Source organism: Pseudoalteromonas sp. SG43-7, assembly GCF_014164295.1.
GTDB lineage: Bacteria > Pseudomonadota > Gammaproteobacteria > Enterobacterales > Alteromonadaceae > Pseudoalteromonas > Pseudoalteromonas rhizosphaerae.
On record NZ_JACJEY010000055.1, the window covers coordinates 1 to 17,446 of the forward strand.

19 protein-coding genes are annotated in these 17,446 nt (G+C 40.3%); 7 read left to right on the forward strand and 12 right to left on the reverse strand.

The genetic code is table 11. The annotated features are described in order from the left end of the window. Positions 1-13 precede the first annotated feature (13 nt). Both H5200_RS18965 and H5200_RS18970 read right to left on the reverse strand, forming a co-directional pair. Entirely contained in the window at positions 14-955 is a 942-nt protein-coding gene (locus tag H5200_RS18965) for an alpha/beta fold hydrolase (RefSeq protein ID WP_182762211.1), read from the reverse strand. A gap of 123 nt (positions 956-1,078) precedes the next feature. Continuing rightward, positions 1,079-1,984: a hypothetical protein gene (locus H5200_RS18970; protein WP_145242386.1), complete on the reverse strand. Its 906-nt coding sequence runs from the start codon at positions 1,982-1,984 to the stop codon at positions 1,079-1,081. Positions 1,985-2,205: 221 nt separating this feature from the next. Here H5200_RS18970 and H5200_RS18975 point away from each other — a divergent pair, with 221 nt between their 5' ends. Further along, positions 2,206-2,883, forward strand: coding sequence for a hypothetical protein (locus tag H5200_RS18975; RefSeq protein WP_182760443.1), 678 nt, complete (start codon positions 2,206-2,208; stop codon positions 2,881-2,883). Between the two features lie 32 nt (positions 2,884-2,915). On the opposite strand, the gene H5200_RS18980 is transcribed toward H5200_RS18975, so the two are convergent. From H5200_RS18980 to H5200_RS18990, 3 genes are read right to left on the reverse strand one after another with little or no spacing between them, the layout of a single operon-like run. Then, on the reverse strand, positions 2,916-4,109 hold the full coding sequence (locus H5200_RS18980) for a dipeptidase (RefSeq protein WP_182762214.1): 1,194 nt from the start codon (positions 4,107-4,109) through the stop codon (positions 2,916-2,918). 59 nt (positions 4,110-4,168) lie between these two features. Further along, a complete protein-coding gene (locus H5200_RS18985; RefSeq protein ID WP_145242392.1) occupies positions 4,169-4,414 on the reverse strand; it encodes a YheU family protein in 246 nt (81 codons plus the stop codon). Beyond that, positions 4,411-5,391 carry a hydrolase gene (locus tag H5200_RS18990; protein WP_145242394.1) on the reverse strand — a complete coding sequence of 327 codons (981 nt, stop codon included), beginning with the start codon at positions 5,389-5,391 and terminating at the stop codon, positions 4,411-4,413. The genes H5200_RS18985 and H5200_RS18990 overlap by 4 nt, the downstream gene beginning before the upstream one ends. Positions 5,392-5,906: 515 nt before the next feature. Between H5200_RS18990 and H5200_RS18995 the strand changes: the two genes are divergently transcribed. The 3 genes from H5200_RS18995 (at position 5,907) to H5200_RS19005 (ending at position 7,424) form a co-directional block, all read left to right on the forward strand. Continuing rightward, positions 5,907-6,407 (forward strand): hypothetical protein, encoded by a 501-nt coding sequence (locus H5200_RS18995; protein ID WP_064667687.1) that lies wholly within the window; start codon positions 5,907-5,909, stop codon positions 6,405-6,407. Beyond that, a complete protein-coding gene (locus tag H5200_RS19000; protein ID WP_064667688.1) occupies positions 6,400-6,621 on the forward strand; it encodes a helix-turn-helix transcriptional regulator in 222 nt (73 codons plus the stop codon). The genes H5200_RS18995 and H5200_RS19000 overlap by 8 nt, the downstream gene beginning before the upstream one ends. A 455-nt stretch (positions 6,622-7,076) precedes the next feature. After that, on the forward strand, positions 7,077-7,424 hold the full coding sequence (locus tag H5200_RS19005) for a hypothetical protein (RefSeq protein ID WP_149980405.1): 348 nt from the start codon (positions 7,077-7,079) through the stop codon (positions 7,422-7,424). Between the two features lie 345 nt (positions 7,425-7,769). Here the strand turns inward: H5200_RS19005 and H5200_RS19010 are convergent, their stop codons facing one another. Then, on the reverse strand, positions 7,770-8,183 hold the full coding sequence (locus H5200_RS19010; protein WP_182758005.1) for a TIGR02444 family protein: 414 nt from the start codon (positions 8,181-8,183) through the stop codon (positions 7,770-7,772). After that, complete coding sequence (locus H5200_RS19015) at positions 8,170-10,092, reverse strand: ATP-binding cassette domain-containing protein (protein WP_182762217.1); 1,923 nt, start codon at positions 10,090-10,092, stop codon at positions 8,170-8,172. The genes H5200_RS19010 and H5200_RS19015 overlap by 14 nt, the downstream gene beginning before the upstream one ends. 143 nt (positions 10,093-10,235) lie before the next feature. On the opposite strand from H5200_RS19015, the gene H5200_RS19020 reads away from it, so the two are divergent. Further along, entirely contained in the window at positions 10,236-10,439 is a 204-nt protein-coding gene (locus H5200_RS19020; RefSeq protein ID WP_029216159.1) for a YheV family putative zinc ribbon protein, read from the forward strand. A gap of 13 nt (positions 10,440-10,452) precedes the next feature. Here H5200_RS19020 and H5200_RS19025 read toward each other — a convergent pair whose 3' ends face one another. Together H5200_RS19025 and H5200_RS19030 are read right to left on the reverse strand one after the other, a co-directional pair. Next, positions 10,453-10,668 (reverse strand): SlyX family protein, encoded by a 216-nt coding sequence (locus tag H5200_RS19025; protein WP_145242400.1) that lies wholly within the window; start codon positions 10,666-10,668, stop codon positions 10,453-10,455. Further along, on the reverse strand, positions 10,655-11,653 hold the full coding sequence (locus H5200_RS19030) for a WD40 repeat domain-containing protein (protein ID WP_145242402.1): 999 nt from the start codon (positions 11,651-11,653) through the stop codon (positions 10,655-10,657). The genes H5200_RS19025 and H5200_RS19030 overlap by 14 nt, the downstream gene beginning before the upstream one ends. A 202-nt stretch (positions 11,654-11,855) precedes the next feature. Between H5200_RS19030 and fkpA the strand changes: the two genes are divergently transcribed. After that, positions 11,856-12,608 carry an FKBP-type peptidyl-prolyl cis-trans isomerase gene (gene fkpA, locus H5200_RS19035; protein ID WP_145242404.1) on the forward strand — a complete coding sequence of 251 codons (753 nt, stop codon included), beginning with the start codon at positions 11,856-11,858 and terminating at the stop codon, positions 12,606-12,608. Between the two features lie 57 nt (positions 12,609-12,665). On the opposite strand, the gene H5200_RS19040 is transcribed toward fkpA, so the two are convergent. Next, positions 12,666-13,715, reverse strand: coding sequence for an LD-carboxypeptidase (locus H5200_RS19040; RefSeq protein ID WP_145242406.1), 1,050 nt, complete (start codon positions 13,713-13,715; stop codon positions 12,666-12,668). Positions 13,716-13,891: 176 nt separating this feature from the next. Beyond that, positions 13,892-14,359, reverse strand: a complete 468-nt coding sequence (rsd, locus tag H5200_RS19045; protein WP_145242408.1) for a sigma D regulator — start codon at positions 14,357-14,359, stop codon at positions 13,892-13,894. A 502-nt stretch (positions 14,360-14,861) separates the two neighbouring features. Here rsd and hemE point away from each other — a divergent pair. Then, positions 14,862-15,926 carry a uroporphyrinogen decarboxylase gene (gene hemE / locus H5200_RS19050; protein WP_149980407.1) on the forward strand — a complete coding sequence of 355 codons (1,065 nt, stop codon included), beginning with the start codon at positions 14,862-14,864 and terminating at the stop codon, positions 15,924-15,926. Between the two features lie 85 nt (positions 15,927-16,011). Here the strand turns inward: hemE and sthA are convergent, their stop codons facing one another. After that, the gene (gene sthA / locus H5200_RS19055; protein ID WP_145242412.1) at positions 16,012-17,439 is read right to left on the reverse strand and encodes a Si-specific NAD(P)(+) transhydrogenase; all 1,428 of its coding nucleotides are present in this window, start codon (positions 17,437-17,439) and stop codon (positions 16,012-16,014) included. Between the last annotated feature and the right edge of the window lie 7 nt (positions 17,440-17,446).

The following is a 17,446-nucleotide window of genomic DNA, read 5'->3' on the forward strand; positions in this document are numbered from 1 at the left end:
TACCGCTTACCGCTTACCGCTTACCGCTTACCGCTTTTTTTAACTTTTTCTGTGCGCGCTTTTGTTCTGCTTTCTTAACGTGTTTGCTGATCCACTTGGTCATTTTTACCATTAATGCTGGCGGGAAGTCATGGCCCATACCGTTTACTATCTTTAATTTAGCCTTCCTGATTTGGGCTGCGGTTTGCTTTCCAGCGGCTATTGGCATGACAGGGTCTAAACTGCCATGTATGACGAGGGTTGGGGCTTTTATTTTCGGCATTAAATGTTGCCGGCAATCACTGGCAGTAATAGCGGCAAGTTGTCGGTTAAAGCCTTGCGGGTTGTGTGCTCTATCCACTCCTAGGGTAGCTTGTTTACGCAAAGCTAGTTCATCTTGTGGATAGGCTGGGCTGCCAATTAATTGATTTAGCCTTATATTATAATGTATAGCACCATCACGACTGGCTTGGGCGCGACGATGTTTTGCAAGCTGTAAAAATAGCTTTAAATTAGACGCCGATAGCTTAGGTTTACTCGAACTTGACATAATTGAGGTTAAGCTCAAGACCTTTTTTTTATGTTTAGCTGCGATAATTTGTGCAATCATGCCGCCCATAGATGCACCGACTAAATGCGCTTTTTTGATTTTTAATTCGGCCATTAATTCTAATACATCATTTGCCATATCATCTAAGGTGTATGGGATGCGGGATTTAATAGGTAACCGTTTATTTAGCCATATTTTGAATAGGTTAGGGCTACCAAATTGTTCAAGTTGGCTTGAAAGACCAGTATCGCGGTTATCAAAACGAATGACTCTAAACCCTTTAGCTACTAAGCCTAAATATAATTCATCAGGCCATACTGTTAGCTGCGCTCCAAGGCCCATAATCATAATGATGACAGGCGCTGATTTCTTTCCTTTATCTTGATAGCTAATTGTAATGCCACTTTTAATTTTAATCGTGCGCATATTGCGTTATGTCGATAGCTTATTTAGCGACTTATGCAAAACAGTATAGTTAAAACTCAGTAATCCTTCATGAGTAGAAATATGAATTTTTTATATCAGAATGAGAGCCGTTTTTTAATACGTTTAACCTTCAGCATGTTTTCGCAGTTCTGCTAGCATGCTTTCATTGCCAATCATTTCATCAAGTACAGAGCGGACATTATCATCACTAGTGTGCTGGTAAAGTGATAAAATATGCTGGGCAATTTGTTGGCTATTGCCATCTTCTGAGCTTTGCGATTGATAGTATTGCGATATCAATCCTTGCCCCGCTAAACGGCGAATATAATCGTTAGACTCATGCTGCAGTAGTGAAGTAAAGCGCTCAGTCAGGCGTTGATCGAGTACGGGTGCTTGAGTTATGACTTCAATGGCTTGGATTTTGAATTTCTCATCATCACTATTAGCGGCCAGCTCTAAAATATTATCGACTACCGCAAAGTCATACTCAGGTATTTTTGATTTATTCAAAATATACATATTCATTTGTAGTTGAGTTAGGGCTGCGAGTCTATCGATGTCTGTGGCATTTGGGTCGAGTATTTGCTCTCGTAATTGTGTGGTTATTTTTTTCGCATAGTCAGAGTCTGACTTTATGCGTAGTTCATAGTCTTGTGGTAAGTCGGCATAAAAACCGTAAAGTGGGTTGCTTTCACGCATTTCATCTATTTCTTGCTGTTCTTTTTCCGTCAGTACAGCAAGCACCAACTCCTTAAAGTCATCGTTATTATATTCTTGATCTATAGAAGTATTTTTTATTTTTAGGCTGGTAACTTGTCGCTGTAAAGATATTATTTTGTTATGCAATTGGGTAACTGAAAGTTCGTTGCTGTCATTATTCAGTGGCATATTAGTAACAATGATCGATGACTGTTCAGTGCTACTTTTGTCGTTAGGTAAACTCACTGATTTGAAAAATGTACCGTAACACGAGACCACAAGTGCGGCTGAGGCAAGGGCTATTGCGACTGATCCTTTACTAATAGGCATGTGGTGGAGGCTCCATATTTGAAAAGGCGTAATTTACCGCTTTTGGGGCTATAAGTCTGTTAAAAGATGTAGAAAGTTAAGTGTGCTTCAGCGTATTATAATTTATTCGCTAAGTATGATTGATAACGAAGATTAATTTTATTTTTAATTAAGCAAGGAGACTCTTCTCTTTGCAAACATCATGTTGTTTGGTCGTTGTATACAGCACGGAAAAGAAAAATATGAATATACTTAAGTGGTTTTTTATTGCGTTGTTTTTGCTCCTATCGGGGTGCGCAACAAAGCAAGAAAAGGTTAAAAAAGACAGTGTCAAAAAAGCAACCCTCAGCATCGCAGAAAATCGCAAACCGCTTGGTAAAGTTGGTGTGATTACGCTGATTGGTGATAACTTACTTTGTACGCATACAGGGGTTACGGTATTCAGCAATGAACGGCAGTTGTATGCGCTCCCTACGGATTTAAATGAGCTGCTAACGCAGCGGATAATTGCGCGCTTTGCTGGTTTTGATACCACATTAGTGCCGTTAAATAAGCAATCTATGTCGATCATTAATACTGATGTAGGCGTCTCGCGATGGAGCAACATTGAGTTTAATAATCAACAAAATGTAGACACGGTTTTGATTTTCAGTGGCGCGTTTAAATATAGATCTAAAGACGGTTATTATAAAGATGAAAATGCGCTTCATACCTATGCTGAGTTTTTTGTATATGATGTGTCTTCAGGTGATTTACTAGCTGAGTCAACGCATTACCAGTACAACTTGTTTGACGCGTTTAGCTGTACACAAAGCACATTTGCGACAACAGGAACGATGTATGAGTTGATAAAAATGGCAGGGGCCACGTCTCAAGAGAAATTGATAAATGAGATTTTTCAGCCATCAAAGAGTAATTAGGCCCTGAACCTCAGGACCTAATTATTTATCAATTAATGTTTTTTTGCATACTGTTCGGCTTGTTGCCATACGCGCAGCACATTGCCACTGAGGATTTTTTTGATATCTTTGTCACTGTAACCACGATCCATTAATCCTTGCACTAGATTCGGGTAGCTAGATACATCTTTTAAGCCTACTGGCAGTGAATCGCCAACACCATCGTAATCAGAGCCGATGCCAACGTAATCGATACCAATTAGCTCAACAACGTGATCAATATGCTCAAGTACTTGCTCAAGACTCGCAAATGGATACGGGTTTTTAGCACGATACGCGGCATCAAAATCTTGACTTAATTTAGTGCCTTCTTTTTTTGCCGACTCTTTTTTACTCTTTAACTGCTTGCCCCAATCACCTGCTTTAGCGGTTACAAAGCTTGAACCAAAGTTTATTTGAATAACCCCGCCGTTCTTTTTCAGCGCTAGTAGCATATCGTCATCCATATTACGCTCAAAACCAGGCGTATATTTGCGCAGTGATGAGTGTGAGGCAATAACCGGTGTTTTAGATAGCTTCATTACTTGATAAAACGCATCATCTGAAATATGTGAAACATCAATCAGCATGCCGATATTGTTCATCTCAGTAACCAGTTTTTTACCAAATGGGCTTAGACCTTTCCATTTACGGCGAATATCATAAGATGAATCTGAAATATGGTTGCTTTGTGAATGAGCAAGGGTGATATAGCGTACACCACGATCAAAAAAGTGCTGTAGGTTTGCCATGTCACCTTCAATTGGTGAGCCGTTTTCCATCCCCATTGCTATCGACATTTTGCCTTGTTTGAACTGCTTTTTAATATCATTCGTTGAATCGGCAATAGCAAATTTGTCAGGGGCGCGCTGGGCAATTGCTTCCATACTATCAATGAGTTGATTTGCTAGCTGAAAGCTTTTACCTTTCCCTTCAAACTCCAAATGCGCAGGAATATAAATCGACATAAATGGCGCATTTAAGCCACCTTTAACTGCGCGTGGGTAGTCAAAATCACCGTCATCAGTGGCTTTAGTAACATCAGCCCATTTAGCATGAATACGGTACGGCACATCGATATGAGTATCGATTAAAATAGTGTCTTTGGTGAGTTTAATTGCTTTAGCTGATGCGCTAATGTCTGCACCTTGCACTTGGCTTGATAAAGCAAGTGCAACGGCAATAACTACTGAGCTTAGTTTTATCATTTTTAATGGCTCTTTTAGTAAAAAAGCCATTGTCTATTTTTACAACTAGGGTTACAAGTTTACTCGTTAAATTGTGTTTCACTTTGCAGTGCTTTAAATTCACCTTTAGAAATAATAGTAACTGATTCGTGCAGTTCTGAAAAAAACACCATGGCATCGCCATTTTGTAGTTGTTGTTTTACTTGCGCCACTTTACTTTCAATACTGAATTCTTGCTCACCGTAATCGGTGCCTTCACGTAGCACATAACTTTCAATTAAATTGTATAGAGTGTCTTTATCTAGTTGCTCATGGGGAATGATCATAGCTGCTCTTTTTTGACGATTTGGGTGAAGAAATCTGGCACTACATGCTCTAACCAATAAATCGGTTTAAATGGATTTTTTCCACTTATAAAGCCAACATGGCCGCCTTTTTCTGAGACTTGCAGCGTAACATGCTCACTAACATCTTGCCTACTGGGTACAGCTTTAATTGACAGCATTGGGTCGTCTTTCGCATGAACAATTAATGTGGGTGTTGTAATGTGTTTTAAATAAGGCTTAGCGCTGGCTTGTTGATAGTAATCTTCAGCACCAATAAAACCATGTAAAGGAGCTGTCAGTTTATCGTCAAACTGCCATAAATCATCAATTTCCATTAGCTGATCTGGTGTTAAATCAATCTGTTTTGTGATTTGCGGTAATTTACGCTGCATCGATTTTTTCATGCGATCGAGTAAATACTTTTGATAAATCTTAGCCAAACTTTTACGAATAACTTGGCATGATGGCGACAAATCATAAGGAGCTGAAACAACCGCCGCGCCATCAAGTAAACATTGTTCGCCTTGTTCACCTAAGTATTTGGCCAGTACGTTACCGCCGAGTGAAAAGCCAACTGCAACCATCAAGCGATCTGGAAACTGCTGCTTAAGTTGTTTTATAAAAAAATCGAGATCGCCGGTTTCGCCACTATGATATGCACGGGGTAGGCGGTTAACTTCAGTAGAACAGTTACGAAAATGCATTAAAACAACACTAAACCCCTGCTTTTTGAGGGCTTTCATCATGCCTTTTGCATAAAAGCTATTGATATTACCTTCCAGGCCATGCAATACAATTGCCAGCGGCGCGTTATCGTTTTTGGGTTGTGACCAAGCGAGCTCTAAAAAATCGCCGTCGGGAGTATCAAGCTGCTCTAATTGGTAGCGAGTATTATGAAAAGGCCGAAAAAACCGTGGCATAATGGTTTGCACATGGCGATTAGTCATCCACCAAGCTGGCTTGAAATCTGTAGACATAAGTTAAAACATGTTTAGCTAATAGAATCGCTAGTGTAACAAACTTTTAATAATAAAAAGCCCCTAATCAAATAACTTGATAGGGGCTTTGTGCGTCGTGCTTAATTCTGATTGGGTGTTTTGTCGTCATGTACTTTTTTGATAAAAAAGTACACAAAGAAAAGGCATAAACTGATCACTACTCCCAGAAAACCAAATGATAAAAATAGTACTGGGTCACTAAAAAAGTCTCTGAAGAATACGTCCATAAATGCCTCCTAATGTCTATGGGTTCATCATAGTGCGAGTTGGCAGAGGCTGATATGATCCAGATCAAGCTATTTTGTTGATTATAAAAAGCGTGATTGAGAAGTTGATTTGGATCAACAAAGTTAAGTCAAGTGGCGGAGTGACTGGTAAGGGGGGGGTAGGCAAAGTAAAGTAAAATAAACTTGAAGTCAAAAAAAATTGACATGTTAAAAAAATAGCCTTAACTTAGTTGGTGTCAAAAATATTTCACTTGGAGTTAATTATATATGACTCGTTCAGAACAGTTGAAAGAGCTTTTACAAAGTATAAGCTTTAGAGAGCTTACGCTTAGTATCGATTTATTGGTCAGCGTATATATTTCGTTTTTTTATGTAGACAGCTTAATTAACGCAACTACAGAGCAGCTCGCTTCGGTCTCTTGGCTGTCAGGGTTACTGCTACAGGTATTAACTTACTCTGTGGTACTTATGGTATTGAGCTATTTATTGCTCGCATTCATTAGTGATAACGAGTTAAAACAGCCACTTGATGTTAGGGAAAAACAAATAAATTTAATTGGTTATAAGTATAAAGCGGTAATTTTACAAGTGGGTATTTGTATTGCTATTTTTCAATATCAAATTGAAGCGAATGGTTGGGGGCCTGCTATTGAATACAACATTCCTTATTTACCTATGCATGTGATGGTAGGTGCTTTTTTAATTGCTGAAATAACGAACTACATAGCGCAGTTATATAAAGGTAGAACGGGTGATATCTATGAGTGAATATGCAATCAGTAACTCTATTCGGACATTACGGTTTTTATACAATGAAATGACCCAAAAGCAACTCGCCGATGCTATTGGGGTAACGCGTCAGACTGTGATGGCGATTGAGGCAAATAAGTACTCACCGTCATTAGAAGTCGCCTTTAAAATTGCAGCCGTCTTTAAGTTACCTTTAGAGGAGGTATTTCAATATCGGGCGACCAATACGTAGCATGATATACGATATTAAAGTGGGGTTTAATGATAGGGGTTTACTGACTCTTCTATAAAGTACAGTGTCTACTTTATCTTTATCTGAGTTCGACGGCGCTGAGTTAATGATAGAAAAGCAGTTACAAGGTAATAAATTTCTGTAGGTCGTCATTTATGGCGATAATTTTTTTGAAGTAAAGTGATAAGCTAAATCATGGCTTTGCTTTACTCTTAAGCGAAGCGCCTCTAAATCTCTTTGTGAATAAGTTACTTAAGATCTTTTTGCACAAAGAGAAGATAATGAGAAGTAAATGAGGGGAATGCAAAATTTATTTGCAGTAAAGTTGGCTCTGACAAGCTTGTTAGAAATAGCATCTGTTTGGGCTTATAATTTCAACTTTATTTTTTTATACCTAGTAATAATGGTGGTAGACATTGAAAATTACACGGATAGTTAAATACACTTTAGTGATTATGCTGCTGCAAATTGCTTTATCGACATTACTCAATATTGTTGCTGGTTTTGAGCGCTATGCATCATCGAGGCTTGGCGATTATATTCTTATTGCAATCATCCCATCCAGTGTCTTATCTTTTTTACTATATGGTGTAATGGCATATCGTAGTGATAATTATGCTTGGCGATATGCATTTTATGTTTGTTTTTTAGGCTTTTTTCTTGGTGCAATAACTGTCTCATTGATCTTGCAAGAGTTTTACTTTTTCTCAAAAACTTCCATTATCGAGTTGCCCGTTTCATTGTTAGTTATTATTTTAGCAACCCTGACAGGGTTGAAATTGCAAAGAAAAACGAGCGCTTAAAGCTCACCAATATATAGTATTACATTAATGGTCTTGGAATCAGACTCTAATGTTAATGTGTTAATTTTTCCACCAACACCTGCTGTTGTTGCTTTTTCAAGTTTGATCTCTTTACTGAGTTAATAATAAAGAAGTAGTTACAAAGTAACGAATTACAGTAGGTCGTCATTTATGGCGACAATTTTTGCAGTAAGTCATTTAAAGATCTTTTTGCACAAAGAGAAGAGAATGAGAAGTAAATGAGGGGGGAATGAAAAATTTGGTTACCCGTAGGAAATGGCTTTAGCCATGAATTATTTTTGTTAGTAGGATTGTCGCGCTAAAGCACGACCTACATGAGAACTTTTACAAATATAACGATGTGTTATGTGGCGTGCTGCAAGGTGTTAGCGCAAAGCTATTAATTGTGGTTATTAACATCTGTTGTTGTTGTTTTTCTAGCTTTAGCTCGGCACTGAGCAGTTCTTTACGAATTGCAGCATAATCTGCAATTTCGGTGTGATTGGCTTTTAAATAGGCGCGGGAAGTACGTAGGGGCTTTAAAACCTGTTGATCAAATGCACTAATACATTGTTCAAGTTTGCTTAGCTGTGCTTGGCTAATTGCTAGATTGAGAGAATCTAAATAGTACAGTAGCAGGCACAGGTTAACGTTTTTACCTTGCTGGTTTTGATAATCCAACAGGCGTGCTTGCATGCCATCTTTGCTATAAAGCTGACATGCAAATTGCCAAAAATCGTTGCTGTTAAGCAAGTTCATCGGCAAAGGCCTGCTCTTTTTCTTCCATCTCTTCAAGGGCCATTAATAGCTCCTCTTCGATGTCATTTACTTTCGGTGTTAACGTCGCTTGTTTAGCTAGTAATTCTTTGAGTTTTGCTTTGTTGTCATCGTTATAAAGCTCGTTATCGCCAAGTGCTTGTTCGATTTCAGCTAATTCGGCAGAGTGTTTATCAAGTTGCTTTTCAAGCTTTTCGATGTGCTTTTTAAGTGGTTGTGTGGCTTTTCTAAACTCTGCTTCTAGGCGTTTTTGCTCTTTACGGTTAACGCTTGAGTTTGCTTTTGGTTCATTGTCATCTTGAGTGGTTTTTGCCGCTTCTTTATTAGCGTTAAGTAGCCATTGATAGTATTCGTCTAAGTCGTAGCCAAACTGGGTTACTTCACCGTTATCCACTAAGTAATATTCGTCGGCGGTATTTTTTAGCATGTGACGGTCATGGGAAACGGTAACCATCGCGCCTTCAAACCCTTGCAACGCCATTACTAAAGTATGACGCATTTCTAAATCAAGGTGGTTGGTTGGCTCATCGAGCAGTAATAAGTTTGGTTTTTGATAGACCAACATTGCGAGTACTAATCGGGCTTTTTCACCCCCTGAAAACGGTGCTACGGGCTCAAGGGCTTTATCACCAATAAAGGCAAAACCACCTAAAAAGTCACGCAGTGATTGCTCGGTGGCTTTAGGATTTAAACGCTGCAAATGGGTAATCGCGCTGGCTTTTAAATCTAGCGATTCCAATTGATGCTGAGCAAAGTAACCTATGTTTAAGCCCTGATGTTGGAATACTTCGCCTGCTTGCGGTTGTAAGTCGCCAGACAATAACTTTATTAAGGTTGATTTACCTGCGCCGTTACGGCCAAGTAGGGCAATGCGACTACCAGGGACTAAGTTAAGTTTAATACTATTTAATATTGTGACATCGCCATAGCCGGCTTGAGCTTTATCGAGTGTCATCAATGGGTTTGGTAGTGCGGTAGGCTCTGCAAATTCAAAGTCAAAGGGCGAATCAGCATGAGCTGGTGCGAGCTTTTCCATACGTTCAAGCGCTTTAACGCGGCTTTGTGCTTGTTTGGCTTTACTGGCTTTGGCTTTAAAGCGGGTAATAAATTGCTCAAGGTGGGCAATTTGATCTTGTTGTTTTTCAAACATCGCTTGTTGTTGTAATAAACGCTCTGCTTTTTGGCGTTCAAATTGCGAGTAGTTGCCTTTGTAAACATTGATCTTTTGCTTGTCGATATGCCAAATTTGGTCAACTACAGCATCGAGGAATTCACGGTCATGCGATATCAACACTAAAGTACCGGTGTAAGCGCGTAAAAAACGCTCCAGCCAGTACACCGCATCTAAATCCAAGTGGTTAGTTGGCTCATCCAGTAGCAGCAAGTCGGCATCACGGATCAGCGCTTGGGCAAGGTTTAAGCGCATTCGCCAACCACCGGAAAAATCACTAACGGGGTTTTCAATTTGGTTATTTGCAAACCCTAACCCGTGAAGTAACTCGCCGGCTTTGGCTTCTATGCTATAGCCTTTAATGTGCTCAAGTTGTATGTGCACTTTGGCTTGGGTATCGCCATCATCATTTTGTTCGGCTTCGCGCAGCGCAATACGCATGGCGTAATACTCAGGATGACCTTGTAATACATAATCAATTGCGCTGATATCTAGCGCTGGCGTTTCTTGTTTTACCGAGGCGATAGACCAGTCTTTAGGGATACTGCAATTACCGGCATCAAGCTGTAGTTCAGATTTCAATAAACTAAAGAGTGTTGATTTACCGCAGCCATTGGCGCCAACTAGGCCAACTTTGTGTTCTGGAAATAATGTAGCTGAGGCATCTTTAAGGAGTGCTTTACCGCCGCGAAGTAATTCAATTTCTGAGATCTGGATCATGTAGTCTGCGCTTTACTGTGCCTTTGTGAACTTGACGCTATCATAGCACGGAAGCTGGACTATATTTCAATCGTCAGCGTATCAACTGGGTAGTTATTGGGTTAAAATGTAGCAAGTTTCTTTTCAAACTGTGGGAAAACGTAGTGAAACAGAAAAAACGATTTATTGCTGGGGCAACCTGTCCAGAGTGTAAAACCATGGATATGATGATGCTTTACAAAGAGCACGATGTAGAGAAAGTCGAATGCATGCAGTGCGGCCATAAAATGGCACAGCCAGAGCAGGCTGTTCAGGCATCAACACGCCAATTTGAACAAGTCATTGGCGTGTTTAAACCGGGCGATTAAGCGCCCGCAACCATCAATAGTGTGGCGGCGGAGGCTCTGGCGTGTCTGACATCATCATAGATGATGATTGCGACTCTTTAATTTTTTCAGCCAGTAGCTCTGTTTGGCGCTTCATTTTTGCCAACAGCTGCTGGTGCACTTTTATTTCATCATTTAAAATTTCAATCGTTTCGTCTTGAAAAGCCACTTTGGCTTCAAGTTCTGTTAAGCGATGTTCAATTGTGTTCATTTTTTTCTCGTCTAGTAAAGCGCTCAGCGATCCCACTGGAGCTTTCGGTTAACAACGCAGTATCGTTGTCAGTAAAAGCGACATCAAGTACCACTGCTGATTTTGGTCTACTGCCTTCTCGCGGTGTTACATGCCAACTTTGAATTTGTTCACCACTGGATAATTGCCATAGGTCCACTAAGCGGTTAGGTGAGCCTGTTGCCAGCAAGGTGCCTGCTTCATTAAAGCGTACCGCAGTGAAAATTCTCTGGCGGGCAATATACTGCAGTTTACTAACAAGATCACCTGTTGTCAGCTGCCATACATGTGCTTGTGTCATACTGTCTGCGGTAAATGCATAGCGACCTTGCGGATCTAAGGTCACTTGGGTGACACGACTTGGATGGTTAAAGCGATGGATCACTTGTCCGGAACGAGTATCCCAAAAGTACGCCGCATAATCATTGGAGCCACTGAGAGCAAAATTTCCGTTGGGCGATAAAGCAACTGCGTTAATTTTTTCTTGGTGGCCAAGGAACTCAATGCGTCTACCGGTCTCTAAGTCGAGGTAAACAACAACGCCATCGCTACGACCGTACAAAACACTGCGGCCTTGGTTACTAATGGCGATATCACGAATAGTGGCGGTTTTTATTTTGTAGTAGCCGGTATTTTTGCCAGTGGCAATATCCCATACTGCAAAAGTGGTTTTTTCAGCGGTAACAGCGTGGCTGTTGTCATAAGCGATAGCCACGGTATGTACTAGGCTATCGGCGTCTTGTTGCTGAAACCATTGGTATTTTAGTACTTGCTGTTGATTATCCCATAGGGCGACCCCATGGTGTATAGATGAGATCAGGCTGTATTTGCCATCATGAGATATTGCGGAGGCGAACGCGCCTCTGGCTGCATGCTCATAGCTTGCAGTGGCTTGGTCTTTTTGTTCTGAGCAGGCAATCAGCAAGGTGCAGCACAGAAGATACAAAAAAGTACGAAATATCGACATATTACAGCTATTTCCCCTTAACTCTTAGTGATTGAGAGGTTAGACTAGGGCTCGTGAAAGCCTAGGTTGTTTATCTAATTAACGTGAAAGTGAGCGTATAGCCTACAATCAGAAATTAGATAAGTAGCCTACCATGGGCCGTTAACCTTTAACTAGTAATAATACAATAAATGACATCTGCAAAGTGTGTCGGAGATTTAAAATGAAAAAGACGATTAAATTGTCATTGATTGCAGCGTCAGTTTTAGCGCTAACAGCTTGTAATCAAGAAGCAAAACAAGAACAAGCACCTGTTAAACTTGAAACTGAAGTACAACAACAAGCATACGGTATTGGTGCATCTGTTGGTAACTTTTTAAATAAAGATTTAGCTGATAAAAAAGAGTTAGGCATTGAGCTTGACCAAGCATTATTAATTCGTGGTTTTGAAGATGCCCTTGCTGGCGACGCAAAAATTGACGAAGAGAAAATTCGTGAAGTATTAACTGCACTTGATACGTCAGTACGTACTAAGCAAGAGCAACATGCCAAAGTAGAAGCTGAAAAAAGCCAAGCTGAAGGTGAAAAATACCTAGCTGATAACGCTAAGAAAGAAGGCGTAACAGTAACTGAATCAGGCCTACAGTACGAAGTGATCACTCAAGGTGATGGTGAAATGCCAGTAGCAACTGACGTAGTTAAAGTACACTACAAAGGCACACTACTTGACGGTACTGAATTTGATAGTTCGTATGCTCGTAACGAACCAACGACTTTCCCACTTAACCGCGTAATCGCTGGTTGGACTGAAGGTTTACAACTTATGCCTGTAGGTTCTAAGTATAAGTTTACTATTCCAGCAGAACTAGCATACGGCGATCGTGACTTAGGTAAGATCCCAGCTAACTCAACACTTGTTTTTGAAGTTGAATTACTTGAAATTCAAAATGAAGAGCAAGCAGCAGCTGCAGAGTAATTATTTATTCTGTGCGAGAAGGGGGGCTAATTAGCCCCTTTTTTTGTTGCTAAAATCTTAGCTAAAGGCGGTTTCTTTCATAGTCAACGTACCTGTATCAGCATTGAGTTCGATTTGCGTACCGACCGGTAATATGAACTGTCGTTTTATATGGCCAATCATCGCCCCTCGGTAGGCAGGGATAGCCAGCGGTTTTATATAATCTGCAAAAATTTCATCTAGCGTCAATGAGCCATAGCCATTTCCCGGGCTGCAATCGTTACAGTCACCAAATACAAACCCCGCTATTTTGTCCAGTGCACCCATTAGTTTTAAAGTGCTGAGCATGCGGTCAATCCGATAAGGTGCTTCATCAATGTCTTCTAAAAATAAAATAGCCCCGTCAAATTGTGGTAAATAAGTTGAGCCAGCCAGCGCTGTTAGTACAGTTAAATTACCGCCGATAAGTTGTCCAGTCGCTTTACCTGGTGTGATGGTTTGGGTGAGGTATTGGCTATTAACCAATTCATCCTCGGCTTTTGGCAAGTTGCTAAAGTGCATGCGGGTTTGTTGCTCAAACATTTGTTTAAATTGTTTAACATGAAATGGATTCCAATCACTAGAGGCGTTAGGTCCATGAAAACTAACAATACCCGCCTTAGCTAGTAACGCGTTATGAAGTGCGGTGATATCTGAGTAGCCCATCAGCGGTTTGGCGTTAGCACGGATCATTGCATAATCCAGCAGGGGTAAAATACGTGCCGCCCCAGAGCCACCTCGTAAGCAAAAAATAGCATCAACACTGCTGTCGTTAAACAGCGCATTAAGATCGTCTGCACGTTGTGTATCAGTGCCCGCAAGGTGGCCACGTCTAGCCATAATATTAGGTGCTAACTTAGCATTATAGCCAAGCGCTTCAATTACTTGCTTAGCTAAAATAATGTCTTTTTGATTTGCTGTTGCTGCTGATGGGCTAGCTACACCAATTGTGCCTCTGCTTGGTAAGGCGTTCGGCTTTTTTAAACTTAGTGCAGTTTGACTTGATAGGTTAGCTGCTTGAGCGCTATTGCCTGCGAGTAACCCTGCACTGAGGAGTGATACAGATTTCAAAAATGTACGTTTATTCATGGCGAGCCTGTGTAGTTTTAATGCACAATAAGGCTATAATTACATCATTGAAATATAAATTTCAATTTTATGGGGTGTTCTGGGAATATTAAATTTATAGATGGGTGAGAAAAGACTTAAAGTAAACAGCAAACAAGGAGCTTAGCTCCTTGTAACGTAATAATTGTGTGTATTATCTAGGTGTGATTAGAATATAAATTATCAATCAACTCATCTTCTAACTCAAAACGCAGCTCAAGTGTTTCACCAAGTTTTGATAAGTCGTCATCAAAATCATTGAGTAAATCTTCTTTATCCACCTCTGCATATTTGTCATTAAAATCAAGTGCAATGTCAGTAGTTTGCGAAATTCGTGGATAAAGTTCATTGGCAAGCTGCTGGCTGTTAGGGCCTTTTTGCTCACATGCCTTGGCAATGTCGTCATACACTTCAAAGTGACCAGCAGATAAATAATCCATCAATAGTTGGCAAAAATTTTGGATCTGTAATTGGTCAGGTAAGGCATGGTCTTTTTTATCATACGGTGAAAAGCCAGCAATACGACAATATAAAACTAATAGCTCTTGGCGTTCTGAGAGCCATTTGTCGATCACGGTGTGGCTACCACCCCATTTTTGTTGAGCTTTTTCCAAACGCGTCAGCATTATCATTCTCCTTAGCTGGGTTGGTTTCTTCTATAACAATGAAATATGCCGCAAAGATCAACACATTTTTTTTATAATTTTGTAATAAAACAAGAACTATATGATATATAAACAGTTTTTTTAATAAAATACAAATCGTTTATATTGTTTCAGGCAAGAAAAAACCACCATAAAGGTGGTTAATTTCTTTTTCCATGACTTGTTTAAACAAGCTTTCTTATTGTTATTAGAAGATTTTTATTTTTATTGTTATGTAATTTTTATTGTTTTTATTGTTAACGCGGGACAAGTTATACCAAGGTTTTTACTATGTTGCAAACATATTAATAAAAAATTTCAAATGTTATTGTTTGTTGTATTAATTTTGTACCAAGCAAGCATCTTAAAATAGATTATTAATCTGTATCAATACTAAGGTTAATTAGTGCCATAGCGATAGAGAGGTGTGCGATATGGTGATACAATCTGCGCAATATCTATCAGCTTTAGGATCCTTTACGCTATGAGCGAATTAAAAAACGACCGTTATTTACGTGCACTACAAAAACAGCCAGTTGATGTGACTCCGGTATGGATGATGCGCCAAGCAGGGCGTTACTTACCAGAATACCGCGCAACTCGTGCACAAGCGGGCGATTTTATGAGCCTGTGTAAAAATGCTGAGCTCGCTTGTGAAGTAACATTACAGCCGCTGCGTCGTTACCCATTAGATGCCGCTATTTTATTTAGTGATATTTTAACGATTCCAGATGCGATGGGCTTAGGTTTGTATTTTGAAACCGGTGAAGGTCCTAAATTTGAGCGTCCAATTTCATCACTTGCTGATGTACAAAAAATTCCAAAGCTCGATCCAACAGATGAGCTTGGTTATGTTATGAATGCCGTAAGCACGATCCGTCGTGAACTAAAAGGCGAAGTACCGCTAATTGGTTTCTCGGGTTCACCTTGGACACTTGCTACTTATATGGTTGAAGGCGGGAGCAGCAAGACCTTTGGCAAAATCAAAAAAATGGCATTTGCTGAGCCAAAAACACTGCATTTGTTACTTGATAAGCTTGCTGATTCAGTGATCGATTACTTAAATGCACAAATTAAAGCCGGTGCGCAGTCTCTAATGGTGTTTGACTCATGGGGCGGTGTATTGAGCCCGCGTGATTATAAAGAGTTCTCATTGCAGTACATGCACAAAATCGTTGATGGTTTAATTCGTGAATACGATGGCCGCAAAGTGCCCGTTACGTTATTTACTAAAAATGGTGGTCAATGGATTGAAGCGATAGCAGCAACGGGGTGTGATGCAATTGGTCTCGATTGGACAATTAATATTAGCGATGCTAAGCGCCGTGTCGGCGACAAAGTAGCTCTGCAAGGTAATATGGATCCATCAATGTTACATGGCACACCAGATCGTATTCGCCAAGAAGTAGCGACTATCCTTGAAGATTTTGGCACAGGTGAAGGTCATGTATTTAACTTAGGCCATGGTATTACGCCTGATGTTGATCCTGAAAACGCGGGTGTATTTATTAATGCCGTACATGAGTTTAGTGCGCAATATCATAAGTAACTGCAGCTGTAACAAGCACTGTCATTTATAATCAAAAAAGCCCGCTTATCAGTAAGCGGGCTTTTTATTAGCTGTCTCAACGTGTTTATTTAAACAGTCGATTCAAACCATTTAACGCCGCAACACGATAGGCTTCAGCCATAGTTGGGTAGTTAAAGGTGGTATTTACAAAGTAATCAATATTATTGCCGCCATTTTTTTGTTCCATAATGGCTTGGCCAATGTGCACGATTTCAGAGGCACGCTCGCCAAAACAATGCACACCCAGTACTTCTTTGGTTTCAGTGTGGAATAATATTTTTAAACTACCCACTTCGGTACCAGCAATCTGTGCTCGCGCTAAATGTTTAAATTGAGCTCTGCCGACTTCATAAGGGATTTTCGCGGCGGTTAACTGCTGCTCTGTTTTACCTACTGAGCTCATTTCAGGGATGGTATAAATACCTGCCGGAATATCAATAATTAGTTTTTCATCGCAATTACCACAGGCAATTGCATCGGCTGCAATTCGACCCTGATCAAACGCTGCACTAGCAAGACTTGGGTAGCCAATGACATCACCAACGGCATAAATGTTATCGACCTCGGTTTGGTAAGTTTCATTAACTTTTAACTGCCCGCGGCCATCAGCTTTTAAGCCAACCGCTTCAAGGTTAAGTCCGTCAGTGTTGCCGGTGCGACCATTGGCAAATAAAATACAGTCAGCTTTAACGCGTTTTCCTGATTTTAAATGCATAACAACGCAATCATCACGGGTTTCAATGCGGTCAAACTCTTCGTTATGGCGGATCACAATGCCGCTATTCCAAAAGTGATAGCTTAAAGCATCTGAGATTTCAGCATCCATAAAGGCGAGTAAGCGGTCGCGAGTATTAACTAAATCGACTTTTGCACCTAAACCTTTAAAAATAGACGCATACTCACAACCAATGACACCAGCGCCGTAAATAAGCACACGATGAGGGTCATGCTCTAGGCCTAAAATAGTATCGCTGTCGTAAATACGAGAATGGGTAAAGTCGACTTCAGGTGGGCGATAAGGGCGAGAACCTGTAGCAATAACAATGGTTTTAGCAGTTAGTCGTTCGGTTGACCCATCAAGACGTTTAATTTCAATTGTGTGCTTATCAACAAAGCTAGCATCACCTTGAAACATATGAATGCGATTACGATCGTAAAAGCTACTGCGTAAATTTGATTGCTTAGAAATAACCGAGCTGGCGTGGCGCAAAATATCAGGAAACGTTAACCTACTAGGGCGCTCACCCACATTAAACAATGGGTTTGCTTTGTATTCTATGTAGCGGCTAACAGAGTGACGTAGTGCTTTTGAAGGGATAGTACCCCAATGTACGCAACCACCACCAACGGCAGCTTGGCGTTCGATAACGGCCACTTTTTTGTTGCTTTTAGACAGATTCATGGCGGTACCTTCACCGCCAGGACCTGTGCCTATAATAATTGCATCATATTGAAATGATGGTTGTTCTTGCTTTACTTGTTGTTTGGCCACAGCCACT